The sequence below is a fragment of the Myxococcales bacterium genome, from assembly GCA_016716835.1.
Classification (GTDB): domain Bacteria; phylum Myxococcota_A; class Polyangia; order Haliangiales; family Haliangiaceae; genus JADJUW01.
Window position 1 is genome coordinate 246,296 of the sequence record JADJUW010000001.1, and the last position, 25,546, is coordinate 271,841.

Genomic DNA, 25,546 nt, shown 5'->3' on the forward strand with positions numbered 1-25,546 from the left:
CATCAATAGAAGTTTCGGCTGACAAAGACGTCAGCGTTGGTGCTGGCGTTGGTGCTTGCCGGTAGAGTGGCGCAGGCGAGCTCGTCGGCGATGAGGTGGACCACGCCCTCTTGCGCTTGCAGCGTGCCAACCACGTAGAGCAGCGAGGCGGCCTCGACCGCGGCGCGATAGCGCTCGCCGACCTGCTTCCACACCACGAGGTTTACAAAGCCGGTTTCATCTTCGAGGGTCATGAAGGTAACGCCGCTGGCCGTGCCGGGGCGTTGCCTGCAAATCACCTGCCCGAGGTAGCGCACGCGCGTGCCGTGAGGCCTGCTCGCGACGTCGGTTGCCGCGAGCAGGCCCTGATGGCGCAGCGCCTCGCGACAGGCCGCCAACGGATGTCGCTTGCTAGAGAGGCCCATGACTTCATAATCCCACAACAGATCATCGAGCTGCGATGGCGTGTCAAAGCGTGGCGCTTGCTCGGCGGAGACGTCCATCGCGTCGCCCTGCTGCCGCGCCCAGCCGCGCACCTGCCACATCGCATCGCGCCGCGCGATGCCATCCATGCTGGCAAAGGCGCCGGCCTCGGCGAGCGCTTTGCCATCGCCAAGTGTTAGCTGCGCGCGCTGCATCAGCGTGGCCACGGTGGGGTAGGCGCCCGCGGCGCGCTGCGCCACGATGCGCGCGGCGGCGGCGGAGGTGAGGCCTTTGACGTAGCGTAGGCCGAGGCGGACGGCATATTCGCCGATTTTGCCGTCCTCGCTACGCTCCATGGTGCAGCCCACCGCGCTGTGGTTGACATCGATGGGCCGCACGTCAACGCCGTGGCGCTTGGTGTCTTGCACGATGGTGGCCGGCGAGTAGAAACCCATCGGTTGCGCGTTGAGCAGGGTGCAGACAAATTCCGGTAGGTAGTGCCGGCGCATATACGAGGTGGCATAGGCAATGAGGGCAAAGCTCGCGGCGTGGCTCTCGGGGAAGCCATACTCGCCAAAGCCGCGGATCTGCATAAACACGCGCTCGGCAAATTCGGGTGCGATGCCCTTAGCCACCATGCGCGTAATTAGGCGATCGCGATGCGCGTCCATATGGCCGTGTTGCTTCCACGCTGCCATGTCGCGGCGCAACTGGTCGGCCTCGCCCGGCGTATAATCCGCGGCGACCATGGCCAGGCGCATGACCTGCTCTTGAAATAGCGGCACGCCCAAGGTCTTCGCGAGCACTGGCTGCAGGCTTGGGTGTGGATACGTGATGGCCTCTTGGCCGCGACGCCGGCGCAAATAAGGATGCACCATGCCGCCGGCGATGGGGCCGGGCCGGACTAGCGAAATCTGCACCACTAGGTCATAGAAATTGCGTGGCCGCAGCCGCGGCAGCATCGACATCTGGGCGCGGCTCTCGATCTGAAAGACGCCGACGGTATCGGCGGTGCACAGCATGTCAAAGGTGTCCATGTCATCGGGCGGCAGCGTGGCCATGGTGAGCGCCACGTCGCGGGTTTGCCGCAGCAGCGCAAAACATGCCTGTAGCTGCGTCAACGCCCCCAGCGCGAGGAGGTCGACCTTGAATAAGCCGAGCGTCTCAATGTCGTCCTTGTCCCATTGAATGACGGTGCGCCCCGGCATGGTGGCGTTTTCGATCGGCACTAGGTCGCACACCGGCTCGTGCCCCAAAAGAAAACCGCCGGGGTGGATGGAGAGGTGGCGCGGCATGCCTTCTAGTTGCTGGCAGAGCGCAATCAATTGCTGCTGAGCGGTGGGCGATAGCGTTTGCAGCTCGCGGGCGAGTTCATCCGTGAGTTCGATGCCGCCGTATGCGGACACGAACTTGGCGGCGCGCCCCAAGGCCTGTGGGCTTAGCCCAAACACCTTGCCAACCTCTCGCCACGCCGAGCGCCCGCGATAGCGCACGACGTTGCACACCATGGCCGCGCGATCGCGCCCATAGTGCTCGTACATATGCGCGATGACCTCTTCGCGGCGCGCATGCTCGATGTCGAGGTCGATATCCGGCGGCTCGGCGCGTTCAACCGACAAGAAGCGCTCGAATAAGAGATCCATCTTGATCGGATCGATCGCGGTGACGCCCAGCGTGTAGCACACCACCGAGTTAGCTGCCGAGCCGCGGCCTTGGCACAGGATGCCGCGGGCGCCACAGAACTGCACGATCTCGTACATGGTGAGAAAATAGCCGGCGTAATCGAGCTGCTCGACAATGGCCAGCTCGCGCGCTAACTGGGTGAAGACGGCGGGCGGCACCGCGTCGCCATATCGCCACCGCGCACCGCGCTCGGTGAGCTCGCGCAGCCATTGCATGGAGGTTAGGCCACTAGGCAGCGTTTCCGAGGGGTAGCGATAGCGCAGCTCGCCGAGCGAAAACGTGCAGAGCTCGGCAAGGGCGAGCGTGCGCGCAAGCGTCGGCACATCGTCTTGCCATTGCGCGGCGATCGCGGCGGGCACGGCCAGGTGATGCTCGGCGTTGGCGCGCAGATGCGGTGTGGCCTGCGCTAGCGTTACGCCGCGCGCAATGCAGGTGAGCACGTCTTGCAACGGCCGACGCGCCTGATCGTGATAGAGCACCTCGGGCAACGCCACGCAGGCAAGCCCCGCCGCGGTGGCCGCCGCGCGTTGGCGAGTTTCCTGCGCGACGTCGCGCTCGCGCCAATGCCGCGAAATACCCATGTAGACGTGCTCGCCTAAACCCTCGCGCAGCGCGGTGGCGAGCTTTGTCAGCTGGGGTACGCTTGCCTCGCCCGGTTCGGCGATGATGGTTATCCAGCCAGGGGGCTCGCCGTGGGCCTTGGCCACGGCCGCAAGGTCGCGCATGGTGAGGCGCGCGCCTTGCTTGGTGGTGCGCCGATGGCCCAGCGTTAGCAGCTGGCATAACTGTCGCCAGCCCTCGCGATCGCGCGCCAAGAGCACGCAGCGGCAGATGGTTTGGTTTTCGCCGTCGCCATCGCGTGCGGCATTGCGCTTGCCGTCATCTTCATCCAATGACACCGCGATCTCGGCGCCGACGATGAGCTTCATGCCCAGCTCACGCGCGCGGGCAAATGCTCTCACCACGCCATAAACACCATCGCGATCCGTAATGGCCACCGCAGGCAAGCCAAGCGCAAACGCGCGCTCAACCAACTCTTCTGGATGGCTGGCGCCGTGCAAAAACGAAAAATTGCTCTTGCACCACAGCGGCACGTAGGTGGCGGCCTGCATGGCTACTGCACGCTGCCTTGGCAAAACCACGTGCCGCGCTGATGGTCGTAATACAGCCATTGCCACGCGCCATCGGCCGCCGCGATATAGCAATACTCGCGCATAACCTCTTTGGCCCACCAGCCACCCGCGATGCGAAACGGCCGCGCCATCGGCGGCTGCGTCGGCACCGCCACGGCCACCGGCGCCGCAAGCATGCGCCGCACCACCACGGCCTGCGCGGGTTGCGGCGACGGCGCCATGAGCGTGCGATACGACGCCCAACGAAATCGCGACTCGGGCAGATGGCCATGCGCGGCTACCGCATGCACCACCGCGTCTTCGCCTAATTCGGCGCGCAATTTGGCGAGCGCGTCATTGCCGGCCGTTAGATCGCGCCTTGGTTTCGTAGCAAAGAGTTGTAGCTGCTCGGTGGTCGCCGCGGTTTCAGTTGCCCTCATGGCCATGCCGGCGACGGGGTGTGCCAGCGGCGTTGCGGCAAGCTTGTGCGCGACGAGGCGCATGAGGAGCAAGGCGTCGAGACTAGCGGCGGCGGGGACCATGGTGAGCACGACGCTGCGGCGTTGCTGTACGCCGACGTCGAGCAAAAGCTCAAGATGCAGTTGCGCCACCGCGAGGTGCCTCGCGCCAAGCCGCGGCAGCAAACGCCCAAGCAGCGTTTTGGCGGCAAAGAGTAGGCGATCGCTGCCGGTCACGACATGCTCAAAGTCTTCACCCTCGCGTCGCACCTCTACGGGTGGCGCGGCCACCAACGGATCGTAGATGTCTTGACGCGCCAGCTGATGGATGCGATGCAGGTCGCGGCCATATCGCTCGAGCAGGCCGCCCGCGGGCAGGCGCGCCAGTTGGCCCACGGTGTCGACGCCGAGCCGCAAGAGCTCGCGCCGCAAGGTTGGCGATAACACGACGCCAAGCGCGGCGAGTGGAGTTTGCGCTGCGCGCGTTGCCTCGGCTTGTGGCGATTCGAGCATGATAGCGCGGCGTATTTGGTTGGTTGGCGGCGCCGCGCTGGCAAGGCAATAGGTGTTAAAGCGCGAAAAGCCCAGCACCAACACCACGTGCTCGCCAAACGGCCGCAAGACATGTTGCAAGGCGCGCGCGAGCGCCGTGCCCGGATGTGCCGTTGTGTCGTCTATATATATGCGCGCAAGGCCGCGGCAATCCACCCAAAAGCGGCCATGTTCATCGCGCGTGTCCATGTCAACGGCAGGCGAGATGGTTTGCAATGCGGCGAGCACCGCTTGGCGTGATGCGCCGGCACCGGCACCGTTGCTCGCGCCTGCGCTTTTGCGCGCACCAGCGCCGCGCAACAACACATAGGCAACGCTGGGAAACTGCGGCATCGCTTACATCCCCAGCCCACGCGCAAAATTCAGGCGGTGCGTGGCGCCTGGTCCATGGCGCTTATCTTTGAGCACGCGCAGCGCGCAGCCAACGCCACCATCGCCCGCAGCCTCGCGCGGGCAGGCGAGGCGCAATGAAACCATCGAGCCGAGCGAGGCATCGTCGTCGTGCTTGTCGGTGATAAATAAGATCACCGCATCGTGTTTTTGCGCGAGGCCCGCGAGCCGCCCTTGCAACGCCAGCGGCACCTCGGCGCGCGCCCCGATATCGACCACCACCAACGCAAAGGCGCCCGAGCGCACCAACATCTCGGCGGCGCGCAACATGCTCGGCACGTGCGGGCAACGCACGACGGGCAACGCCGCGACGTCGATCCCGCACGCCACGGCATCGGGCGGAAAAAAAACTGACGTGCGCGCCGCCACCCACGCCGCGACGTCGCTGGCCTCTTGCGCCCGCCGCACGAGCGACATCGCCGCCGACAACGGCGCTGCCGCGCCATGCCCCGATAGCTCCACCACTCGCCCCGCGAGCGCCGCAACATCCCACGCAAACGCAGCCTCGCTACGCGCCTCCGTGCGGCGTACGTCCGGCTCCAACAATGCTAGCAATGACGGCCCCACCAACACTGATTACATGTTCAGGCATCCCCCTGACAATAGGGTCACTCCACTGCCTAAATTACGCAGTTATTTCAGATAGATATGACCCCAACTGCGTAATTACTCTACGCAGCAGCTGACTACGCACTAGGGGTGGCAACTGGCTGTAATTAAAAGTGAATTTCACCCAGGGAGTGACCCCCTATTCGTCGGAGGCTGCTAGCAAAGCCTTGGCGATGCCGGCGAGCTTGGCGGATGAAGGCGATTGATTGGCGCGCCCGCTGAGCAATGCGAGCTGAGATTTTATGTCGGCGCTCGGACTGTCTTGAAGGTTCGACCTAACTTCGAGAATTTGCCCGTCGGCTGCAACGACGGCGCCGGCTTGCGCGGTTGGAAACGTACTACTATCTGTAAATATATAGAACGTGGTCCCTGGGTCCTTGCCATCGCGAACGGTCAGGCTGACATGTGCCGTCAGAGGCTTCATATATTCGCGCTTGGTCGACAGCACCCCATCGACAGGATCGCTGATGCTGCGACCCGGCTTGGCGATACGGCTGATGGTTCGCGAAAAGGTTGTTTTCCTCTCGAAGTACCCGGGGATGCCCGCGCTCTTGGAATAGCTTTTGTCAACGCTGTGCAAGTTGCCTGACAAGCTCCACGTCTTTTTGTCTTGCCGCGTAACGATTTTGCCGACGAGGGTGGTATGCGACAGGGTAGAGTTTGCTGGATCTACGTGGTTCCACTGCCTGTCACCTGGCCCAGGGCCATGTAAGGTGCCAGACGCTGTCGGCCGCTTGCTGTCGCGCGCGGCCTTGCCAAATCGCACCGCATTCTTATCGGGGCGCGGGGCACCTGCCTTGCGCATGCGGTTTGCCTCGGCACGAGGCGTCAGCAAAGAGCTGCCGGTACCCAGGATTAGGGTGAGCAAGAGCATGAAATGGGAACACCGCATCATACGGCGGTGATGTGCAATGGATGTGCCAGGCCGCAGTTGGCGGCAAGGGATGCTTGGGGGCGCTGCGCGCCGCCGTGGTGCCCGTAGACCATGCGTGGAATCGCCGGCGCTGCGGCCAATTGGCCCCAGCTCCGAGACGTTTAGCGAAGGCTGCGAGCCCGGCCGTCGATGACTTCGATGGTGCGCTGGCAGCGGGCGGCGATGCGGGGGTCGTGGGTGACGATGACGAAGGCGGTGCCGCGCTGCTGGTTGTATTGCTCCATGAGGGCGAAGACGCGCTCGGCGTTGTCGGTGTCGAGGTTGCCGGTGGGTTCGTCGGCCAGCACGAGCGGAGGATGTTTGACCAGCGCGCGCGCGACCGCGACGCGTTGTTGCTCGCCGCCCGACATGCGCGAGGGCAGGGCATCGGCTTTGTGAGCGAGCCCGACGTCGGCGAGGGTGGCTAGCGCCAGCGCGCGCATCTCCGGGGTTTCGCGGCCGCGCTCGATCATCAAGGGCAGCATGAGATTTTGCGCTGCGGTGAGGCCGCCAAGCAGGTGATGCGATTGAAAGATAAAGCCAATGCGTTCGCCGCGCAGCTTGGTGAGCGCGCCGTCGTCCAGCTGCGACACGTCATCGCCGCCCAGGCGCAGGGTGCCGCTAGTGGGTGACATCAGGAGCCCGATGATATTGAGCAGCGTGCTCTTGCCGCTGCCTGATGGCCCGATGATCGCTACCAACTCGCCGGGATACACGGTGACGTCGACCTGCTTGAGCACATGCGTTACCAGGTCGCCCTCGCCAAAATCCTTGCAGATTTGCGACAGCTGCAGCACCGGGGCGGTTGCTGGCGCTGGCACCGTCGCAGACGCTGCCGCTGGCGATGGCCCTGGCGTCACCTCGCTAGCCATGGCTGATCGCCTCCGCGGGGTCAAGGCGCGCCGCGCGCCGCGCCGGCAGCACCGCGGCGCCAATGCCGGCGACGAGCGCGAGCACGGTTGCCAGGCCAAACAGCCCGGGCGTCAGCGCGATATCAAACAGCGGCGTGCCGTCGGGATTGCGCAGCAGCGTCATGAATGCCCATGCCAAGGCCGCGCCGAGCGCGCTGCCGACCGCGCTGCCAATGAGGCCAATCAGCGCGCCTTGCATGAGAAACACCGCGCTGATGCCTCGCCGCGTGACGCCCATCGCGCGCAAAATGCCAATCTCGCGCGAGCGCTGCAAGATGGAGACAACCAGCACGCTGGCGATGCCGATCGCGACCGTGATGATGACAAAGACATGAATCATGGTCGTCGAGGCGCTCTGCGACTTGAGCGCCGTGAGCAGCTGCGCATTGCTCGCCATCCAGCTCATGGCGGTCAGCCCGGTGAGGCCCGCGAGTCGCTGCGCCACCGGCTCGGCGTTATAGAGCTCCGCCACGCGCACGTAGAGCGCGGTCGCCTCGCCGCCGAGTTGCAGCAGCGATTGCGCGTTGCGCAGGCTCATCAGCGCCCACGTGCGATTGAGCGCTTGATTGCCCATGTCGACCAGGCCGCGCACCAAAAATAGTTGGCCTTCGCCGCTGGCGGTCTTGATGCGCAGGCGGTCGCCGACGCCCAGCCCGAGGTCGCTTGCCAGCTCGACGCCGAGCACGACATCGCTGCCGTCGACGCCATAGGTGCCCGCCACGATATGTTTGGCGATGGGCACCACGGCGTCGAGGCGCCGCGCATCGGCGCCAAGCACGGCCACCGCGCGCTCGGCCGCGCCGCGGATGGCCAGCGCCGGCCCCGCCGCCAGCGGCACGCTCGCGACGACGCCGCTTAGGCTCGCGGCCTGGCGATCGATCTTCGTCCATTCGGGAATGGTCTGGATGCGTTGCACCGGGCGCTCGATGCGGCGCAGATACGCTATGGGGCTCTCGGGCGTCGCCGGCAATAGTGGGCGGCCTTCCTGCTCAAGCGGCGTCACGACGATATGTGGTTGCGATCCCGTGGTCTTTTCGATCAGCGAGGCCTGCAAACCGCTCATGAGCGCAGATAAAAATACCAGTACCGCGAGGCCAACCCCGACGCCGGTGATGATCAGCGCATTTTGCGTGCGCTGTTCCCACATGAAGCGCAGCGCGATGAACGCATGAACCTGCATACGCGTTAGTTGCCTGCCGCGCGTGGGTCTAGCACCACGCGTTCGCCGGCATTTAGGCCGCTGACAATTTCGACCAGGTCGTCGCCAATCAACCCGAGCGCCACCTCGCGCCGCGCTACCTTGCCACGCGGGCCGAGCACGCCCACCCACGCGCGCGCGCTGCCGAGCTCGGCGATCGCGGTCTTGGGCAGCGCCAAGGCCTGGCTGTGCGTTGCGACCTGAAGCTCGACCGATACCGTCATGTTGGGGCGCAAATACGCGGGCGGGTTGGCGACGTTAAGCCTCACCTCGATCGTGCCGCGGGCGCCGTTCACCGCGGGCGCGATGTACGCGAGCGTCGCGTCAAAGGTCTCGGCGGGGTAGGCCTCCGCCGATACCACGGCGCGCTGGCCAAGTCGAAGCAACGCTAGGTTGCGCTCGTCGGGCTCGAGCACGATGCGCGTGCGGCCTTGCGCGGTGAGCACGAGCAACGCCGAACCCGGGCGCACCACCTCACCAATTTCGACAAACCGTTCGCTGATAATCCCATCCATCGGCGCCGCGATGGTGGCGCGCTCGAGGCTTACCTTCACCGCCGCGAGTTGCGCCTCGGCCACCGCGAGCGCAGCCGACGCGGAGAGCTGCGTCGCGCCGCCTTGCGACGAGGCCCTAACCTGCGCAAGCGCCGCCTTTTCTTGGCTCTCAAAAATGCTCACCGCGCGCTGCGCCTTTTCCAGCACGCTGGCGGTGACGACGTCGCCGGCAAACATGGCGCGCTGCCGCTCCAAATCTGAGCGCGCCTCGCGCAGATTGGCGCGGATTTGGCTTAGGCCTTCGCTTGCCTGCGACAAGGTGCTGGTGCGCACGCCTAGCTTGCCCGCGCGCGCCTGCGCGACCGCGGCCTCGGCCGTCGCGATCGCGGCCACCAGATCGCTATCGTCGAGTTCGAGGATCACCTCGCCCGCGGTGACGACGTCGCCCTCGCGCTTATGGATGGCGCGCACCTTGGTGGTGAGCAGGCTCTCAAGCCGCACCTCGGCCGGCGGCATCACCTGACCGCTGCTGACAATGGTTTGCTTGAGCTCGCGCACCGCGACCTCGACGTAGGCCGGTGCCTTTGCAGTGCATCGCCGGTACGCCAGCGCGCCGGTGATTAGGATGAGGGAGGCTGCTCCCGCAAGCCAGGCGCGTCGATGCGAATGAAAGGTGCCCAAGCCTTCGTGCTAGCATTTGCCGACGAAGGTGGCAACGCCGTGGGGCTCATCTAGAGCGCATCTCAAAACCCCTCCCATCACGAGCGGGGCCAGCTTGGTAGCTGGCGGCGTTGCGTGGTCGGCCCATACAACCAGTATGAGCCTCTTTCGCGCCTTGCCAGCTAACCAACCTGCCTCTCGCTCGCTCGGTCCGGGGTTATGAGATGCGCTCTAGCGCCGTTCTCACCGGGGCCCAAAGTTCGAACGCGGCACGAGAAACTCTGATAGACTAGGTACGTGCGTGGCTGGCTCTTGCGCTTGGTTAGTGGAACTGGCCTGTGCGCGGTAATCGCCTGTTATCGCAGCCCGGCGGTGGCCACCGATGCCGATGCGCCCGATGCGCCAAACGAAGAGGTCGTCCGGCCACTCGGCTCGGTAACCTTGGTGGGCGCCTGCACGCCCGAGGTCGAAGCGCCGCTTGATGCGACCTGTGTCGAGGTGACCGTCCAATGTCCAAACGTGCCCGATCTCAACGCACGCCTGACGCGCGTTCCAGGGCGGACCAATACGCATCGCGGTCTAGTTGTGTTAGGAAGCGGCGGGGGCGGCGTTGGCTCGTACGGTTTTGAAATCATCAATCGCCTCGCTGATCTAGGCTTTAGCACGGTCGAGCGGCGGTGGGTTACGAGCTGGCTGGACAGCGAGCATGGCATGCTCAGCGCGGCCTGCCGCTATGCAACGCTCATCACCTGGTTGGAGGAGCCAGCAGGCGATGCGCCGTTTTGCGTCACCGGTAACTCGGGCGGCGCCAGCGAAATTGCCTATGCGTTGGCGCATTTTGGGCGCGACGAGATCATCGACTTGGCCGTGCCGACGGCAGGTCCGCCGATGGGCCAGATGCACCTTAGCTGCGGCAATCCCGCTTCATGGCAGCCGAGCTGCGATGAACTTTTTTCCCCGGATATATGCGCTGCGGGCCCGCGCGAGTGCGGCTATGATGACAGCGCGATGTCGCGCATCGACGCGGCGTTTGCGGGTTCGCCATGTGCATCCTACGACGCGCAAAGCGAGGGACTTCTAGCCGGCGAGAGCGTGGTTGCAACCAGCGGGCGCTACGACTATCCGTCCACCTTGGTATATTTCTTATTTGGCACCCAAGACTGCTCGAGCGCCGTGCCGCAGGGCTACCTGTACTACGATGTGATTGCGAGCAAGAAAGAAGCGGCCACCGTCGACGCGGGGCATGCCGTGCCGGCGAGCCTCGAGGGCATGAGCGCGATCGCCGACGTCATCGACCTCAACTGCTTCTAAGCGTTAGGGCACAAGACCTCCCGTCGTCTTTGCCGCCCACGCTGCGCTAACGCGACGCCGACGGGGCAGGGTTACGAGGCGCGCCGTACGTGCCGCTCAAAACCATCGAAGCCTCGCCGCGCCGCACCGTAATGCGCACCTGCGTCCCTGGCTTGGCGGCACTTAGCACGGCCATGAGGTCCTCGACGTTGCGGATGGCCACCTCATCGAGCTTGATGATGCGGTCGCCCGCACGCACGCCGGCATTCGCGGCGGCGCCACCGGGAATAACATCCGAGACCAACATGCCCACCGGCGCCGAGGGGTCATCATTGTACGAGGGAATGGTCCCCAGCGAGGCGGAAATGCCGCGCACGCCACCCTGTGGCGGGGGCGCCTTGGATTTGACCAAGGTCAGCTTGCCACGCGCGCCACCGACGAGCTGCTGCGCGAGGTCCGCCACCACATGCGCGACTACCGCGGCGCCGGCGAAATTGATGGTGCCAAACACATCGGAAGGGCGGTGATAGTCGAGGTGTGAGCCGGTGAAGAAGTGCAAGACCGGCACACCCGCGATGTAGAAAGGCATGTGGTCCGACGGCCCGTAGCCGGTGCCGCCGACGTCACAGGTAACGTTTGCCGCCGCGCACCGTGGTCACCAGGCGCTGCCATTCTTTGGCCGAATCGGCGCCCAGCACGGTAAGCGCGTTAGCGCGCATGCGCCCGACCATGTCCATATTGATCATCGCGGCGAACTTGATCCCTGCGTGCTTTACAAAATATGTCGAGCCCAGGACGCCCATTTCCTCGGCGGAAAACGCGACGAAGTAGATGTCGCGCTCGCGAGGTGCGGTAGAGGCGGCAAGGCGCCTCGCGACCTCAAGCATTACCGCGACGCCCGACGCGTTGTCGTCCGCGCCAGGGTGAATCGCGCGGCCCGGGGCAAGCGATGCGGCGCCGCCATAGCCGAGGTGATCGAGGTGGGCACCAATGACGATGGCGGGTCCTCGCCCACCGCTCGCGGACGTGGCGCGTAACTTGCCAATCAGGTTGTGCGTGGTGACCTTCTTGGCGACGAGCTCGACGCGCAATTCGATCGTCTTAGCCGCATCGAGCTGACGAGCGAGCGCGCGGGTCGCGGCGATCGCGATGATGCCCGCGTCGGCGCCGCTGCGCGTACCAACCAGCTCGGGCAGCGCGGCTTCTTTGGCGCCCGGGTCGCCATCGTCGACAATAATGATCGCCTTGGCGCCTTGCGTGCGCGCCGTGCGCAGCTTGCTCGCGAAGTCGCCGCTCGCTGGCGCGGCATGCGAGGTGCTAGCGCTCGTGCTCGCGGCCGCGCCGTCTCCGGCAGCCTGCGCGGGGGCAAATCGATGCACGAGCACGACGCCATCCTTGACGCTAAGCTTGTCATAGTCGCTGGCGACGCCCTTGCCTGGCAGGCCGCGTCCCCATCCCGCGCGCGTCGGCTTGCCTGCGGCGACGCCATTTGCCGACGCCAGCAGTGGCGTCCATTGCGTATTATCAACGGCGACGCCATCGATCAGCAAAGGTGCTCGTCGGCGCTCGCTCCATCGCAACGGTAACCTCAAAGGGTTGGCGAAACCCTTGCGCCCCCGCCGGCGTCAACTTAAGCGTCGAAAAGTGAAGCTCGACGAGGCCGATGCTCTTTTCGAGGCCTGCGGTGCCAACGCCACGCCCTTCCATGGCGGGATGTGCGAGGGCGCGGACGGTGCTCGCGATCGCGTCCGCCGCGTCGGCAATCTTGTGCGCAACATGCGGCACGACGATTTCTTTTTTCGCTAAGCCGTCGGTCGCGCCGTCAACGCCACCCGCGCCGCTATCGGGGCCGACTTCATCGACCCAATCGGCGAGGAACACGTTGGTATCGTTCGGGCCGGCTGGCGCGCCGGTGGCGCGGTAGACCGTGCTGCCATCGGCCAGGGTTTGCACGTCGCGCCGATTGTACGAAAACGCCAACGTCTTGCCGTCGGGCGAGAACATGGGAAAGCCGTCAAAGCCGGCGGCAAAGGTGATTTGTTCGAGCCCCGTGCCATTGCGGTTGATCGCGAACAAGTTAAATTCGCGCCCCTTGGGATCGGGATAGTTTGACGAGAACAAGATACGGCGGCCGTTTGGATGAAAAAATGGCGCAAACGACGCGACCCCGAGATACGTAATTTGCCGCGCGTCGCTGCCGTCGGCGTTGGCCACCCACAGCTCAAGTTGGGTCGGGCGCACGAGGTTCTCGCGCAGCAAGGCCTGGTAGTCGGCGAGCGCGGCGCCTTGGGGCCGCGAGGCGCGCCACACGATCTGGCTGCAGTCTGGCGAAAAAAAGGCGCCGCCGTCGTAACCGGCATCATGCGTTAGCCGCGCGACGTTCTTGCCATCGCCGTCCATGCGATACAGCTCGAGGTCGCCATCGCGGGTCGACGTAAAAATAATGCTGCCGTCTTTGCCACACACGGTCGCCTCGGCGTCGTAGCCAGGCGAGTTGGTCAGCGCGATCGGCGTGGCGCTGCCGGGCTTGGCCTTGAAGATCTCATAGTCATAAAGCGCCCACACATAGCCCTTGGACATGTCGGGCGGCTTAGGGCATTCGGGCGCAAGGTGATGCGTCGAGGCATAGATGATCTCGCCGTCGCCCGCCGCATAATGTGCGCAGGTGGTGCGCCCTGTGCCGGTCGAAGCTAGCTGCGGCGTGACATCGCCGGTTACGTTCATCGTCATGATTTGGTCGCACCCCATGCCGGCGCGCGTCGTCTGAAAGCTCAGGGCTTCGCCGCCAAACGACCAATACGCCTCCGCATTTTCGCCGCCAAAGGTTAGCTGCCTCAAATTAGCGAGATGGACCTCTTTGGGATCGCGCAGCATGTCGACGTCGGCGGCGGCGAGGCCCGGGGCGTCGTCATCCGTCGGCGCCGCCGTGGGGGATGCGGCGGGCGCGGGGCGTGGTTTCGGCCCGGGCGCCTTGCCAGCACAGGCAAGGCCCATCGCGGCGAGCAGACATGTGGCAGACGTTACAGTTGCGTTCATAACGGCGCGTCTATACCACGACCGCCGACACACGCGCACACGTGATTCTAGCGACTTGGCTCGCGACCCGCACGCATTTATTTGCACCTGGCGCCAAGTTGCTGATAATAGAAACATGGGACTTTCTGTACATGAATCAGTGGATGGTTACTTCCACGAGGTCGTGTGCGACGCGCTGCAAGCGGTAGACGTCACGACCTCCAGCCCGGCCGAATGGTATCTCGTCTCGCTGCTTGGCGACTTCGCCACCCAGCGCATCACCGACGAGCCGTTGGCCTTGCGCCTGGCCGGCACGATCTACGCGCCGCCGGTGGAGCGGGTCAAGGCGCTCAAGGAAGTCGGCGACACCTCGCTGTATGTCGCGGGTTTTTTTGGCGATTCGCTAAACAAGAGCCTGGTCGGGAAAGACTATTACTGCGGCATCGGGGCCACCGCGTACCGCGAGCTTTCGGGCCGCATGGATGGCACGCTGACCGAGGTCTACGACGAGCTGTCATCAAAGTTTCCCGGCTTTGTCGAAGTGCTCGCCGAGGTGCGACGCCGGGTTGATATCGCCTCGGGCGACGTGGTGAAGATCTATGAGCGCTGGATCGCGCAACGCGACGAGCGTGCCGAGCAGGCGCTGCGCGACATGGGCGTCGTGCTGGTGACCAGTAACAAGCGCGGCGGCACCGGTGGAGATTTTGAGTGAGAGGGCTTGGCGTCCTTATCGATTTGCAACAGAGCCTTGAAGACATTTACCGCGTCGAGGCGGGCGTCGACGTGCGGTCGTTCCTGATTGACCGCGACACGCGCGACCATTTGACTGGCCCAAGCGAGGTGCAGGAGCAACTTTTGGTGCTCGATGACGGGCAAGGCGATGAGCTCGCGTTGGCGCTCTATCTCGATGCGGATCTGTTGGTCCGGTTGGAGGCCTCGCGCCACGAACCCGCACGCGACTTTTCCGCGTTTCTCCTCGCGCTCGAGGGCGTCAGCCATTTTGTCTATGCCGCGCATTGTGCAAGGCAGGGCCGCGCGACCTCGCAGCTTGAGCTTGAGCTGCAAGCCGAAGTCGACAAGTACGCCGCGTGTTTTTTGGCGGCGCCGGTGGCGGCGCACGGTGGCTCGGCGCAGCTGCGCGACCGCCTCTATCGTCAATTCGATCTGGAGGCATCATTGTCGCCCGATGAGGTGTCGCGGTACCTCGCCGCCAACGACAATGCGGCGCGCTATAGCGAGCGACTCGAGCGCCGCTTTGTCGCGCGCGGGGCGGTAGAGCCGATGATCGCCGAGCTGCGACGGTTCTATCGCGCAAGCCTTCCACAAAAACTCGACCACATCGCGCGCGCCGCGTAACAGAAACGTCTAAGCCAGCACGATGTTGTCGATGAGGCGCGTGGCGCCGACAAAGGCGGCGACGGCGATCACGGTGGGGCCGGCCACGACGTCAACCGCGGCAAGCGTTGCCGCGTCGCGCACGTCGAGATAGTCGAGGGTGAGGGCGGCGCCATGGGCGGCCATGGGCGCAAGCGCCGCGGCGCGCAGGGCGGCGGCGTCGCGCTCGCCGGCGGCATAGCGCGCCTGGGCCGCGCGCAGTCCCTGCGACAGCGAAATCGCCACGATCCGCTGCGCCGGCGTGAGATAGACGTTGCGCGATGACATCGCTAATCCGTCCGGTTCTCGGACAATTGGCATGCCGGCGACCTCGACGTTGAAATTCAGGTCGGCTGCCATGCGCCGAATCACCGCGAGCTGCTGGAAATCTTTTTCGCCAAACAGCGCGACGTGTGGCCGCGTCAGATTAAACAGCTTCGCCACCACGGTCGCGACGCCGGTAAAGTGTTCCGGCCTTGTGACACCGCACATCGGCACTTGCAGCTCGCGCACGGTGACAAAGGTCTGGCTGCCTGCGGGATACATGGCGGTGGCGTCGGGACAAAAAGCAATGTCGAGGCCGCAGCTCGCCGCCTTGGCCAGGTCGCCCGCCTCATCGCGAGGATAGCGCGACAGGTCTTCATTGGCGCCAAACTGCGTCGGATTGACAAAAATCGTCAAGATGACGACGTCGGCGCGTCGCCTGGCCTCGCGCAACAGCGACAGGTGGCCTTCATGGAGGTAGCCCATCGTGGGTACGACGGCGAGGCGCTGGCCGCGGGCGCGCGCCGCCTCGGCAAAGGCTTGCATGGCGGCCGGCTCGCGAATGATTTGATAGCTGGCCATGCTGCCTAGGCCTTGCTGGCGCCCGCGGGTGACGCCGGCGACGAGTATGGCGCGGCGTCGGTGCCGCCCGTCGGCCGCGCCGCGAAGCTTTCCGTTTCGGCGGGAAACGCACCCGCCCGCACGTCGGCGATGTATCGCGCGGTCGCGTCGGTAATGGTGCTGCCGACATCGGCGTAGCGGCGAACAAACTTTGGCTTGAACGAGGCGTCCATGCCGAGCATGTCGTAGACGACCAAGACTTGCCCATCGCAGCCCGCGCCCGCACCAATGCCGATCGTCGGAATGGAGAGGCTGGTGGTAATGTCCGCGGCGATTTCGCTCGGGATGCCTTCCAGCACAACGCTATAGGCGCCCGCGCGCTCGAGCGCTTGGGCGTCCGCAAGCAAGCGCGCCGCACCCCCCGGCTCGCGGCCTTGCACTTTGAAGCCGCCCATTTGGTGGAATGACTGGGGTGTGAGGCCGATGTGGCCCATCACTGGAATGCCTGCGGTAACCAAGCGCGCGACGAGCTCGGCATGCACCGCGCCGCCCTCGAGCTTGACCGCGTGGCAGCCACCTTCCTTCATCAAGCGCCCGGCATTGGTCAGGCCTTGCTCCACCGACACCTGATACGACATAAACGGCATGTCGCCAACCACGTGGGCGCGCTTGGCAACGCGCGCGACCGCGCGGCAATGATAGATCATCTCATCCATGGTAACCGCGAGCGTGTTCTCGGCGCCGGCGACCACCATGCCTAGCGAGTCGCCGACTAAGAGCACGTCGACGCCCGCGGCATCGAGCAATTTGGCAAAGGTGGCGTCGTAGGCGGTGAGGACCGAGATTTTTTCGCCCGCCTGCTTTTGGGCGCGCAGCGAGGCGATGGTGACGCGGCTCATGCCATGGGCTTACAGCGAGATGACCTTGAACACAATCTCCACCGGGCGAATCCCCCCCGGGAGAATCACGCCCGAACGGTGCACGGGGAGCCTCGTGGGCGTGGTGGTCGCGCCGGTTGGCCCGGGTGGCGTGATGGTTGGTAGCCTTATCGTCTTGGCCGCCGCTGCAAGACAGTCCGTGCCGGCGCCAAGTTGCTCCGTTTTTGCATTGAAACTAATAGCGGCTCGCGCGGTGGTGCCACCGCTGGCGATCTTGACCTCATAGACGACCATCGGCGTGGCGAGCGTGCATTTGCGAAGGGCGGACAAATGTGGCGTCACGATGGCCTCGGCTTGCGCCACGGTTAGCCCCGTCGCGCGGATGTCGCCCCGCGCGGCCAGCGGTGTAACAAAGGCGGCAATCGCGGCTAGGCGCTGCCTTAGGTCCGCGCGATCGGCGCCGCTGGTGGTGTGGCCTCCAGCGCATGAAGCGCCACGCGGGTCATGGATAACGACTCAGCGTAGCTTTCGATCGTGCGATACATGATGGCCTGAACCAGGTGTTCGTAGGGCACCGCGATGGTTGGCACCTCGGTTTGGGCGGTGCCAAGATAGGCTCGTCTCCATCCCGTCAGCCGTGAGTCAACGCTGAGCGCGGCAAGCGCGGCCTTTTCGCCCTCGATCTGACCCGCCGCCAACTCCGCAAACACGGCGACCGCCCACGCGGCGCTGCCTGAGCGTTGCAGCTGATGCGAACGCGCAAAGGCCTCGTGCGCCTGCCGCCATCGCCCCAGCAGCGCCAGGCTCTCGCCTATAAGAAACCAGCCATTTGCCGTCTCATCCCCCCGACGCATCGCGCGCTGCAACAACGCGAGCGCGGCCTCGGGTTGCCCATCGCGTGCCAAACATTGGGCATGCATCATCAAGGCACCTTCGGCCTCGCGCGCGACGAGGCGCCCGCCTTCGGCGCTTGGCAGCGTGGCCAAGATCGTATGACAGGCCGCAAACTGAGCGGTACGAAAATAGGCTTCTCCCAATTTCAGGCGCACCGATGGTGATGGCGCGGAGATCGCCGCGAGTTGTTTCGCGGCGCCTCTCACGTCGACAAGGCGTTGGCTGCTTAGGGCGACCCGCAGCGTATATGCGAGTTGCTCGCCGGCGCCATCGCGCGGCTCCCAAAATGGCGCGCGCTGCATGGCGACAAAGGCTGGAGTCACGTCCCTGCGTTGCCACATCGGCACGTCGCCCCATCCCTCCCAAGGTGCAGCCAAAAGGCCAAGCGCGACGCCTAGCAGGGCGAGACACCGTACGATCGCAGCTCGCATTTAGCCATCGTGGCATGTTGCGCGCATGCGCGCAAGCGTGAGCCCTTACCGGGCGGCGCGGGTGAGGCGCGTGATGTGGGCGCGCGCTTGCGGCGCGAACTGCGGGTTGGCGCCAGATTCGACAAAGGTGGTGAAGGCGATGCGCGCCAAATCACCGTGGCCTAGCGCATCGAGCGCAACCCCATAGTAATAGAACACCTCGCCTTCGGGCACATAAAAGGTATCGCCGCGATCGATGCTAACCTTGTACTCTTCTAGTGCCGACTTGCCGAGGCCGCGTATAACATCGCGCGCCTCGTCGACATAGCCCGCGCGATCGAGCGCGACCGCGAGGCCGTAGGCGCTGCTTGGTTCGCGCGAAAGGCTGACCGCCACGCGATACTCGTCGATCGAAGCGTCGAGCGACGAGTCCATCATGAGCACCTCGGCGAGGTTGAGATGTAATACCGAGGGCGAGCCAAGATATGCGCCTAGATCGCCCAAGGCGATGAGCTTGCGGTAGTCCTGCGCCGCCAGCGCAAGCTGATCGCCACCGACCTTGGTGCGCAGGATCGCGCGCTGAAACGTCGCCGCGAAGGTGCGTTCGTCGCCGGGCGCGAGGTCGAAATAAGCTTGCCAATGCGTGAGGGCTTCGAGCGCCAACGCTCGATCCTCCGCCGTGGCGCACGTCGGCGTGCACACTGCCATGATATGCGTGATGATGCCCGCGAGGCGGAGATGCGCGATCGGTTCGTCCGGCCAAATGGCAGCCATTTGTCGATAGTGTTCGTAGACGCGCGCCACGACGCTGGCGCGGGGAATTTCTGACAACCTACCCAGCAGCTGGTCGCCCAGGCGCGTGGCATCTGCCAAGGCCGCCGCCTTTGGGTCCAACATGCGTTGCCAAAACGATGCCCGTTCGGCGGCCACTGGGGAGGCCAGGGCCGCCACTAGCAATCCAACCGCACAAAAATACTGCAGCCGCACGCCCCATTGTACCACCGCTGCCACCCCCGAGTTACGCGCCCCCAAATAATCCGGAACCGGGCACCCTGGCTGGTTGTCTGATGGCCAAATGCGCCTAACCCACCTAGCATCAATAATACTCCTTGCTACGACGGCGTGCGCCAAATCGGGCACGACCCCCGCGCCGGCGCCTGCACAGGCTCCGCCTAGCGAGCCTCCCACAGGTGCGGTAGCGGAGATTTCGACCATGACTAGTGCTGACCTGGTGGCCAGCGACACGCGCCATGCCGGCACCGCTGACATCGTGCGCGCTGGCGTCCGCGCGCACCTGCCAGACATGCGCACATGCTACGAGGGATTACTCGTCGGGCAGCCAACCCTTGCCGGAACCGTGGTCGCGAGTTTTGACATCGCGCCGGATGGCGTGGTCACCCAGGCGGCGGCCAAAGGCGTTTCGCGAGAGCTTGAGACGTGCGTCGCATCGGCCATCAAGCAAATCAAATTTGCCATCGCCACCGATGGCGCGGTGCACATCAAGGCCTATCCGATCGAATTTAAGCCTTAGCGTCAACCGCTGCGGCCGTCGTCGCGCCCGCGTCGAGGCGGGCAATAAGCTCCTCGGCGGCCTCTCGACCGCTCTTGGCGGCGCCATTCATAAAGCCGGCAAATTCACCGCCGCAGTGTTCGCCCGCGAAAAGTAAATTGCCCACCGGCGTTTGCTCCCAGCCCGAGAGCGTCGTGTATTGGCCGGGGCGCGGGCACACGTAGCTGCCAAGCGCATGCGGGTAGGTTGGCCAGTGCATGCGCGCGTGCTTGTCGTTGTGGTGCGCCTTGGCGCCGGGATATATTTGCTCCCACTTCGCCAAGAATACGTCGCGCTGCTCTGCAGACGTTCCCTCGCCAACGTCCATGCCGGGCTTGCCACCAAACAAGATCGACAGGCCCGCGGCGCCATCGTCGGGCGTCTGCAGCTGCGCATTGTCCCAACCGTTGGGTACGCCGTTATCCGCGTACACCAGGCCGCGATAGCCTTTGCCGCGCCAATGGTGCTTGGTTTGGCCGAGCATGAGCTTCGCGTTGGTGCCGTAGCCGAGCTCGGTGATGCATTGAAGTTTCTGCGCCGGCAACGCCAGCGCCGTCAGATCGAGCTGCCGCAGCTTAGTGAAGGGAATCGCCATGACGACAAAATCTGCGTCGACGGTCTCGGGCTGGCCGGCAAAGCCAAGGCGATAGCCGCCGGCCTCGGTTGGCGCAATCGTCGCGAGCGCATGCTCAAGACGAATATTCGCCGCATATTGTTTGGCGAGCGCGTCGGGAAAGGCTTGGTTGCCGCCGCGCGTCTTGTAACGCTCGTCGCTTTCGCCAAACCACGAAATGTGGCCGCCGTGAACATCGGGCGAGATGAGGAGGAGCAAGTTGAGCGCCGACTGGTCGCCTGGCGATAGGCCGTACTCGGATTCGTAGCAGTTGCCGATCAGCGTCCCCGCCCAACCCGTGGCGCCGATCGAGGTCAGGTAGTCGGCGAGGCTGGTCTTGTCGAGGCGGATCGCGTTGGCGTCGGTGGTCTTCCAGTCGATGCCGTCGGGCAGGCTTTCGATGTCGGCCTTGAGCTTTGGCGCGAACTTTATGAATTCGGCGACGACATCGCGGATCGTTTTGTGTTTGCCATCGAAGAAGAACGCTTCGCCGGTTAGCGCCTCTTCGGAGGCTTGCAAGTAATCCATGAGCTCAAGTTTAAATTCCTTGGCGAGTGCCCACATGTCCGCATGGGTGGTGTCGATGAATTCGCCGCCCAGCTCGGTCCACGTGCCAGGCCCCATGATTTCCTGCGCCGTATACATGCGGCCGCCGGTGCGCTTTGACGCCTCGTAAACCGTCGCCTGCACGCCGGCCTTGCTGAGGTGATGTAAGGCATTAAGGCCCGCAATGCCGCCGCCGATAATTGCAATGCGTTTGGTTTGCGCGCGCCCAGCGGTGCGCAACCCGGCCTTGGGTCCACAGCCTAGCGAGGGCAAGATCATGGTTGCGGCGACCATGGCCGCTGATGACTTGAGAAAATTTCGCCGCGAATTTGCACGCGCGGCGGCCGCGAGTTCTTGGTCGAGAAACTCATTTAACGGCAGCTTTGATTCGCCGGCGGCCATCGCGAGGCCAAGCGCCTTGCGCAGCGATTGATGACAGGGGTTCTGCGAACATGCGATGGATTTGCCATAGGGTGGCGCGCATGCTAACCGCTGCGTTGTCTGTGCACTAGGTTGGCGCTGCGCGATTGCAGCGTGACGCGAGCATTTGCGCGCCGCACACGCGCCTACATGAGCACATATGCAAGCTGCGTTCGCGCTGACCGGCAGGTGGCGCTTCCCGGCAGGTGGGCGCACTTGTCTTCCTGCTCGCAGATAGATGGAGGACCGGCAGGTGGGCGCACGTGTCTTCCTGCTCGCAGATAGCGACCCTCCGGAGTCGTGCGAGATGCTTGTGGTATCCACCGCGCTCGGTGCCAACACCACGGCCGTGCAATCTATGCTCGCGGAAGAAACGTGCGCCACCTGCCGGAAAGTGTGCGCGCCGTGGTAGCGACATGCCTTACGGCGCGACGCAATAGCCGTAGCAAACCTCGGGGCAGGGGTCGTCGCCGCAATTGGGTGGCGGCAGGCATTCGGTTTGTGCCGAGCAGGTTAGGCCATCGTCGCACGCGTCGTCGCTGTAGCAGCCCTCGCTGGCGGGGAAGAATATGGTGGCGCTCATGCACGTTTCAGTGAATGGCGCGCCGGGCACGGGCTCATCGGTGACCGCGAAGATGAGCACCTCCGTGGCGCTGCAATCGCCTTGGTCAAAAACCTCGAGGCTGATCGTATTGGGCGGCGTAAAGCCAAAGCCGCCGTTGTTGAGGATCAGCGCGTGGGGTGTACGGTCGTTCGAGACGATGGTAAACGCCTGCCCAAAACAGTCGTCTATGACCATCTCGCCGTGAAAGGTCGCCCGCATCTTGTCAGGCACATGTGCCAACTCGATCGTCATGTCTAGGTCGCCCGCGCATTCGCACACCATCCCGTCGGGGCAAGCTAGCGGCGCCGGGGCCCTCGGGTCATCACAAGCGGTCAACGTCGCCACCATGCCGCAAGCGATAAGACCGAGCCATTTTTGGTTATGCATCACGCGCCGTAGTGCACGCCGCATGCCACCTGCACCGCGCCACGGCACATGCAGTTTCGCGGCGTTGGCTTCGCCGTGGCCGCGAAAATCTGAGACAGGCGTGCGCGGTGCCGCGGAAATTTGTCAGCGCGCTGGCCCTGCCGCGACTGGAAGAGGGACGCACAACGCCAGCGGCCACCACAGGCCTTGATGAGGTGCCTTGGCCTCAGCAGCGCGAAGGGTGATAAACCAGCCTTCAATGATTTATGTCAGTTTTAGTCGGGCACGCCAATTGCACTACGTGTCGGCATGTTGCAACTACGCCTTCAAACTGCTTGCCGCTTGGGTCTTGCGACCTCACTCGTCGTGGCCCTTGCCGCCCTGGCCACCCCCGACGTGGCCTTGGCCGGTGGCCCCAAAAAGGTCGTGCCGCCCAAGCCGCGACCGGCCGCGCTGCGCTACCTGAAAATCGAACAGGGTGCAGGGGCACCGCGCCTGCCCGCCGGCGTAAAACCAGGCAAATGGAACGCTAAACCCTTTACGAAACGAAGCGACGCCCCTGCGGGACTCGAAAACGGTGAGAGCTTGAGTTTGTTTGATCAGAGGCCAATGGTGGCGCGCCTATTTCTCAGTGTCTTTAAGCCGTCGGCCAACGACAAAGTCGGTTTCCGGTACTCCAAGTACTTCAGAAGCGCTTACGGGCGCGGCGTGAAAACCGAGGGAGTGATGGTCGCCGGTCACATTTCGCTGCGCGACTCGTTAGTGCGCACACCTAGAATTAATGGATACATCCAAGAAGACTACGCGGCCGATGGCACCCTCGCGGAGGTATCGACCGGGATACGTCGCAACAGCGAAATTCGGCCGCAAGTCCAAGCTGTTTCCCGCACCGTGCTGCGCGTAAATGGCGTGCTGCGCATCAAATCACAATTAACCAAAGAAATTCCAGGCGGCCGAATCGCGTATATAAAATCCGAAGACCAGCATGGCGGCAAAGCCGACTGGCGCTTTGACATCTATGTACGCAGCGCCGACCCTGTCATGACGATTGTCCGCGACCAAGCCGGCAAGCTCACGATTGGCGACCAATTGGTTGGTGCTGGCAGCGAGAGCGCCAAGACCATCAAGGCCGAGCTGCCGCCGATGTTGGCCAAGATGAAGGGTCTGACCGCCAAGGACCGCAAGCAAATCATGGCGTCGCTGAACGCGATGTAACGCGAAGTGGTGGCCGCGAAGGCTCTAACCAGAAACGGACAATCTAAGATCTCTAAGGGCGGAGAACAGAACGCCGACACGCTAGTGTCCGAATGCTGGAATCGTACGCTTGTATTTCGTCAGAGGAAGGCCGCGCTAACCCAAGCACGCAGCAACGAGGCTCGCGAAGCCGTACACCGCATCGATTATTGTCTCCGGCCCACGCAATGCGCTTCTGTTTGCCTAAACGTCGAGCTCTTCGATTTCGTGCGCATGCTCGGAAATCATCTTGAAGCGCGGCGCCACCTCTTTGCCCATGAGCTCGGAGATCACGCGGTCGGTGCTTAAAAAATCTGCATCGGCAACGCGCACACGCAGGGTGGTACGCGTCTTGCGATCGAGCGTGGTCATCTTCAGCGTCTCGGGATTCATTTCGCCTAGGCCCTTAAAGCGGGTGATGCTCGGCTTGGCATTGCCCTTGACCTCGGTCTTTAGAATCGCATCGCGGTGCGCATCGTCTAGCGCCCAATGCGTCGCGCGGCCAATGTCGATGCGATAAAGCGGCGGCTGCGCCAGATAGACGTTGCCGGCGGTAATGAGCGGCCGCATGTGGCGAAAGAAAAACGTTAGCAGCAGGGTGGCAATGTGGTGGCCGTCGGCGTCGGCGTCCATGAGCAAGAAGACCTTGCCGTAGCGCAGGCGGGAGAGGTCCATGTTGTCGCCCATGCCGCAGCCGAGCGCCGAGACAATGTCTTGCAGCTCGCGATTGGCCAGCAGCTTGGAGTTGTTGGCCTGCTCGGCGTTGAGCACCTTGCCGCGCAGCGGCAAGATGGCCTGCGTGCGCCGATCGCGGCCTTGCTTGGCGGAGCCACCGGCAGAGTCGCCTTCGACGATAAACAGCTCGCTCTCGTTTGGGTCAGTCGAGGCGCAGTCGGCAAGCTTGCCGGGCAGGTTGAGCCGGTGCGACACCGCGGTCTTGCGGGTGACGGCTTGCACCGCGGCGCGCGAGGCCTCGCGGGCGCGTGCGGAAATAATAACGCGTCCAACCACGGCGTTGGCCCAGTTGGGATTTTGGTTTAAGAAGTTCTCCAGGGCAGGGCGCACCAGCGCGTCGATCTGCGCGGTGGTATCTGGGTTGTTGAGCCGATCCTTGGTTTGGCCTTGGAACTGCGGCTCCTGCACATAGGTCGACAAGATCGCGACGATGCCTTCGCGAATGTCATCCGCCGTAATCGTGACGCCCTTGGGATCTAGGTTGTGCGTCGCGATGTAATTGCGCAGCGCCTTGACGATGGCGGACTTCAGCCCCTGGTCATGCGTGCCGCCCATCGGCGTCGGCACGCTGTTGACATAGCTCTTGACCAGTTCCTCGGGCGACTCGGTCCATTGCAGCGCGACCTCGACGCCCACCTCGTCGGTGCGTTTTTCAAAATAAAAGACGTTGGTGCCAGGCGGCACCGCGGCCTTCTTGCGCTCGGCGACGACCTTGGGCAAATAGTCGGCGATGCCGTTGGCGTGCAGATAGGTCTGCGGCCCCGCCTTGCCGGTCTTGTCGTCAAAAACGATTTCTAGGCCGCGGTGGAGATAGCTCTTGGCCTCGAGGCGATCGGCGATCAGCTCGGGATCAAACACCAGCTTGGCGCCAAAGATGTCTTCGTCGGGGCGAAACGTCACCCACGTGCCGGTGCCGCGCGCCCCGCCGGCATCCTTGAGCTTGCCCTGCGGGATGCCGCGGCTAAAGGCATGCGTGTAGCGCTTGCCGCCGCGCCGCACCTCGACCTCGAGCTTGCTGGAGAGCGCGTTGACCACGCTGGCGCCGACGCCGTGCAGGCCTCCGGATACCGTGTAGTTCTTGCCCGCCTCGAACTTGCCGCCGGCGTGCAGCACCGTAAATACGATCTCAAGCGCCGACTTTTTGAGTTTGGGATGCACGTCCACCGGAATGCCGCGGCCATTGTCTTCGACGGTGACCGTCTTGCCGTCGCTGTGCAAGGTTACCGCAACGCGCGTGGCGTGCTTGTTGATCACCTCGTCGATCGAGTTGTCGACGATTTCCCACAGCAGGTGGTGATAGCCGGCCTTGCTGGTGCCGCCGATATACATCGCCGGGCGCTTGCGGACAGGATCGAGCCCCTCGAGGACGGTGATATCGGCGCCGGTATAGGTTGCTTTCGCTTGTGCCATAA

The 25,546-nt window shown here is 64.0% G+C and carries 23 protein-coding genes; 5 read left to right on the forward strand and 18 right to left on the reverse strand.

Translation table 11 applies throughout. From position 1 onward, the window contains the following. Positions 1 to 2: 2 nt before the first annotated feature. The 7 genes from IPL79_01045 to IPL79_01075 all read right to left on the reverse strand — a co-directional run bounded on the left by IPL79_01045 (position 3) and on the right by IPL79_01075 (position 9,403). Entirely contained in the window at positions 3 to 3,257 is a 3,255-nt protein-coding gene (locus IPL79_01045) for an error-prone DNA polymerase (protein MBK9069587.1), read from the reverse strand. Beyond that, positions 3,200 to 4,540, reverse strand: coding sequence for a hypothetical protein (locus IPL79_01050; GenBank protein ID MBK9069588.1), 1,341 nt, complete (start codon positions 4,538 to 4,540; stop codon positions 3,200 to 3,202). The genes IPL79_01045 and IPL79_01050 overlap by 58 nt, the downstream gene beginning before the upstream one ends. Before the next feature lie 3 nt (positions 4,541 to 4,543). Next, positions 4,544 to 5,140, reverse strand: a complete 597-nt coding sequence (locus IPL79_01055) for a recombinase A (GenBank protein MBK9069589.1) — start codon at positions 5,138 to 5,140, stop codon at positions 4,544 to 4,546. Positions 5,141 to 5,345: 205 nt separating this feature from the next. Further along, positions 5,346 to 6,101 carry a hypothetical protein gene (locus IPL79_01060; protein MBK9069590.1) on the reverse strand — a complete coding sequence of 252 codons (756 nt, stop codon included), beginning with the start codon at positions 6,099 to 6,101 and terminating at the stop codon, positions 5,346 to 5,348. A gap of 140 nt (positions 6,102 to 6,241) precedes the next feature. Next, complete coding sequence (locus tag IPL79_01065; protein MBK9069591.1) at positions 6,242 to 6,991, reverse strand: ABC transporter ATP-binding protein; 750 nt, start codon at positions 6,989 to 6,991, stop codon at positions 6,242 to 6,244. Further along, positions 6,984 to 8,210, reverse strand: coding sequence for an ABC transporter permease (locus IPL79_01070; GenBank protein ID MBK9069592.1), 1,227 nt, complete (start codon positions 8,208 to 8,210; stop codon positions 6,984 to 6,986). Before IPL79_01070 ends, IPL79_01065 begins: the two co-directional genes overlap by 8 nt. A 5-nt stretch (positions 8,211 to 8,215) precedes the next feature. Then, complete coding sequence (locus IPL79_01075) at positions 8,216 to 9,403, reverse strand: efflux RND transporter periplasmic adaptor subunit (GenBank protein ID MBK9069593.1); 1,188 nt, start codon at positions 9,401 to 9,403, stop codon at positions 8,216 to 8,218. Between the two features lie 276 nt (positions 9,404 to 9,679). On the opposite strand from IPL79_01075, the gene IPL79_01080 reads away from it, so the two are divergent. After that, a complete protein-coding gene (locus tag IPL79_01080; protein MBK9069594.1) occupies positions 9,680 to 10,693 on the forward strand; it encodes a hypothetical protein in 1,014 nt (337 codons plus the stop codon). Between the two features lie 46 nt (positions 10,694 to 10,739). Here IPL79_01080 and IPL79_01085 read toward each other — a convergent pair whose 3' ends face one another. Genes IPL79_01085 through IPL79_01095 form a run of 3 tightly spaced genes read right to left on the reverse strand, consistent with a single transcriptional unit; the run spans position 10,740 to position 13,708 of the window. After that, on the reverse strand, positions 10,740 to 11,261 hold the full coding sequence (locus tag IPL79_01085) for a PDZ domain-containing protein (protein ID MBK9069595.1): 522 nt from the start codon (positions 11,259 to 11,261) through the stop codon (positions 10,740 to 10,742). A 34-nt stretch (positions 11,262 to 11,295) separates the two neighbouring features. Next, positions 11,296 to 12,222, reverse strand: a complete 927-nt coding sequence (locus IPL79_01090) for a M20/M25/M40 family metallo-hydrolase (protein MBK9069596.1) — start codon at positions 12,220 to 12,222, stop codon at positions 11,296 to 11,298. After that, the gene (locus IPL79_01095; GenBank protein MBK9069597.1) at positions 12,197 to 13,708 is read right to left on the reverse strand and encodes a PD40 domain-containing protein; all 1,512 of its coding nucleotides are present in this window, start codon (positions 13,706 to 13,708) and stop codon (positions 12,197 to 12,199) included. The genes IPL79_01090 and IPL79_01095 overlap by 26 nt, the downstream gene beginning before the upstream one ends. Before the next feature lie 115 nt (positions 13,709 to 13,823). Between IPL79_01095 and IPL79_01100 the strand changes: the two genes are divergently transcribed. Beyond that, entirely contained in the window at positions 13,824 to 14,399 is a 576-nt protein-coding gene (locus IPL79_01100) for a hypothetical protein (GenBank protein MBK9069598.1), read from the forward strand. Beyond that, positions 14,396 to 15,043 carry a hypothetical protein gene (locus IPL79_01105; protein MBK9069599.1) on the forward strand — a complete coding sequence of 216 codons (648 nt, stop codon included), beginning with the start codon at positions 14,396 to 14,398 and terminating at the stop codon, positions 15,041 to 15,043. Before IPL79_01100 ends, IPL79_01105 begins: the two co-directional genes overlap by 4 nt. A 9-nt stretch (positions 15,044 to 15,052) precedes the next feature. On the opposite strand, the gene IPL79_01110 is transcribed toward IPL79_01105, so the two are convergent. From IPL79_01110 to IPL79_01130, 5 genes are all read right to left on the reverse strand, one after another. Next, entirely contained in the window at positions 15,053 to 15,907 is an 855-nt protein-coding gene (locus tag IPL79_01110) for a pantoate--beta-alanine ligase (GenBank protein ID MBK9069600.1), read from the reverse strand. 5 nt (positions 15,908 to 15,912) lie between these two features. Continuing rightward, positions 15,913 to 16,785 (reverse strand): 3-methyl-2-oxobutanoate hydroxymethyltransferase, encoded by an 873-nt coding sequence (panB, locus tag IPL79_01115; protein MBK9069601.1) that lies wholly within the window; start codon positions 16,783 to 16,785, stop codon positions 15,913 to 15,915. A 9-nt stretch (positions 16,786 to 16,794) separates the two neighbouring features. Beyond that, positions 16,795 to 17,127 carry a hypothetical protein gene (locus IPL79_01120; protein ID MBK9069602.1) on the reverse strand — a complete coding sequence of 111 codons (333 nt, stop codon included), beginning with the start codon at positions 17,125 to 17,127 and terminating at the stop codon, positions 16,795 to 16,797. A 77-nt stretch (positions 17,128 to 17,204) separates the two neighbouring features. Further along, positions 17,205 to 18,089 (reverse strand): hypothetical protein, encoded by an 885-nt coding sequence (locus tag IPL79_01125; GenBank protein MBK9069603.1) that lies wholly within the window; start codon positions 18,087 to 18,089, stop codon positions 17,205 to 17,207. A 45-nt stretch (positions 18,090 to 18,134) separates the two neighbouring features. After that, positions 18,135 to 18,965: a hypothetical protein gene (locus IPL79_01130; protein MBK9069604.1), complete on the reverse strand. Its 831-nt coding sequence runs from the start codon at positions 18,963 to 18,965 to the stop codon at positions 18,135 to 18,137. Positions 18,966 to 19,281: 316 nt separating this feature from the next. Here IPL79_01130 and IPL79_01135 point away from each other — a divergent pair, with 316 nt between their 5' ends. Beyond that, the gene (locus tag IPL79_01135) at positions 19,282 to 19,599 is read left to right on the forward strand and encodes an AgmX/PglI C-terminal domain-containing protein (protein ID MBK9069605.1); all 318 of its coding nucleotides are present in this window, start codon (positions 19,282 to 19,284) and stop codon (positions 19,597 to 19,599) included. Here IPL79_01135 and IPL79_01140 read toward each other — a convergent pair. Both IPL79_01140 and IPL79_01145 read right to left on the reverse strand, forming a co-directional pair. After that, on the reverse strand, positions 19,589 to 21,178 hold the full coding sequence (locus IPL79_01140; GenBank protein MBK9069606.1) for an FAD-dependent oxidoreductase: 1,590 nt from the start codon (positions 21,176 to 21,178) through the stop codon (positions 19,589 to 19,591). The two genes, IPL79_01135 and IPL79_01140, sit on opposite strands and share 11 nt — an antisense overlap. 439 nt (positions 21,179 to 21,617) lie before the next feature. Further along, positions 21,618 to 22,190 (reverse strand): hypothetical protein, encoded by a 573-nt coding sequence (locus tag IPL79_01145; protein MBK9069607.1) that lies wholly within the window; start codon positions 22,188 to 22,190, stop codon positions 21,618 to 21,620. 402 nt (positions 22,191 to 22,592) lie between these two features. Between IPL79_01145 and IPL79_01150 the strand changes: the two genes are divergently transcribed. Continuing rightward, positions 22,593 to 23,381 (forward strand): hypothetical protein, encoded by a 789-nt coding sequence (locus tag IPL79_01150; protein ID MBK9069608.1) that lies wholly within the window; start codon positions 22,593 to 22,595, stop codon positions 23,379 to 23,381. 222 nt (positions 23,382 to 23,603) lie between these two features. Here the strand turns inward: IPL79_01150 and IPL79_01155 are convergent, their stop codons facing one another. Further along, positions 23,604 to 25,544 carry a type IIA DNA topoisomerase subunit B gene (locus IPL79_01155; GenBank protein ID MBK9069609.1) on the reverse strand — a complete coding sequence of 647 codons (1,941 nt, stop codon included), beginning with the start codon at positions 25,542 to 25,544 and terminating at the stop codon, positions 23,604 to 23,606. Between the last annotated feature and the right edge of the window lie 2 nt (positions 25,545 to 25,546).

What these genes read in the sequence shown, in the direction of transcription:
- IPL79_01095 (MBK9069597.1), bottom strand. Translation starts at nt 13,708, where the DNA reads ATGAACGCAACTGTAACGTCTGCCACATGTCTGCTCGCCGCGATGGGC.
- IPL79_01100 (MBK9069598.1), top strand. Translation starts at nt 13,824, where the DNA reads ATGGGACTTTCTGTACATGAATCAGTGGATGGTTACTTCCACGAGGTC.
- IPL79_01070 (MBK9069592.1), bottom strand. Translation starts at nt 8,210, where the DNA reads ATGCAGGTTCATGCGTTCATCGCGCTGCGCTTCATGTGGGAACAGCGC.
- IPL79_01135 (MBK9069605.1), top strand. Translation starts at nt 19,282, where the DNA reads ATGACTAGTGCTGACCTGGTGGCCAGCGACACGCGCCATGCCGGCACC.
- IPL79_01065 (MBK9069591.1), bottom strand. Translation starts at nt 6,991, where the DNA reads ATGGCTAGCGAGGTGACGCCAGGGCCATCGCCAGCGGCAGCGTCTGCG.
- IPL79_01140 (MBK9069606.1), bottom strand. Translation starts at nt 21,178, where the DNA reads ATGGCCGCCGGCGAATCAAAGCTGCCGTTAAATGAGTTTCTCGACCAA.
- IPL79_01155 (MBK9069609.1), bottom strand. Translation starts at nt 25,544, where the DNA reads ATGGCACAAGCGAAAGCAACCTATACCGGCGCCGATATCACCGTCCTC.
- IPL79_01085 (MBK9069595.1), bottom strand. Translation starts at nt 11,261, where the DNA reads ATGCCTTTCTACATCGCGGGTGTGCCGGTCTTGCACTTCTTCACCGGC.
- IPL79_01045 (MBK9069587.1), bottom strand. Translation starts at nt 3,257, where the DNA reads ATGGCTGTATTACGACCATCAGCGCGGCACGTGGTTTTGCCAAGGCAG.
- IPL79_01130 (MBK9069604.1), bottom strand. Translation starts at nt 18,965, where the DNA reads ATGTTGGACCCAAAGGCGGCGGCCTTGGCAGATGCCACGCGCCTGGGC.
- IPL79_01125 (MBK9069603.1), bottom strand. Translation starts at nt 18,089, where the DNA reads ATGCGAGCTGCGATCGTACGGTGTCTCGCCCTGCTAGGCGTCGCGCTT.
- IPL79_01050 (MBK9069588.1), bottom strand. Translation starts at nt 4,540, where the DNA reads ATGCCGCAGTTTCCCAGCGTTGCCTATGTGTTGTTGCGCGGCGCTGGT.
- IPL79_01110 (MBK9069600.1), bottom strand. Translation starts at nt 15,907, where the DNA reads ATGGCCAGCTATCAAATCATTCGCGAGCCGGCCGCCATGCAAGCCTTT.
- IPL79_01060 (MBK9069590.1), bottom strand. Translation starts at nt 6,101, where the DNA reads ATGATGCGGTGTTCCCATTTCATGCTCTTGCTCACCCTAATCCTGGGT.
- panB (MBK9069601.1), bottom strand. Translation starts at nt 16,785, where the DNA reads ATGAGCCGCGTCACCATCGCCTCGCTGCGCGCCCAAAAGCAGGCGGGC.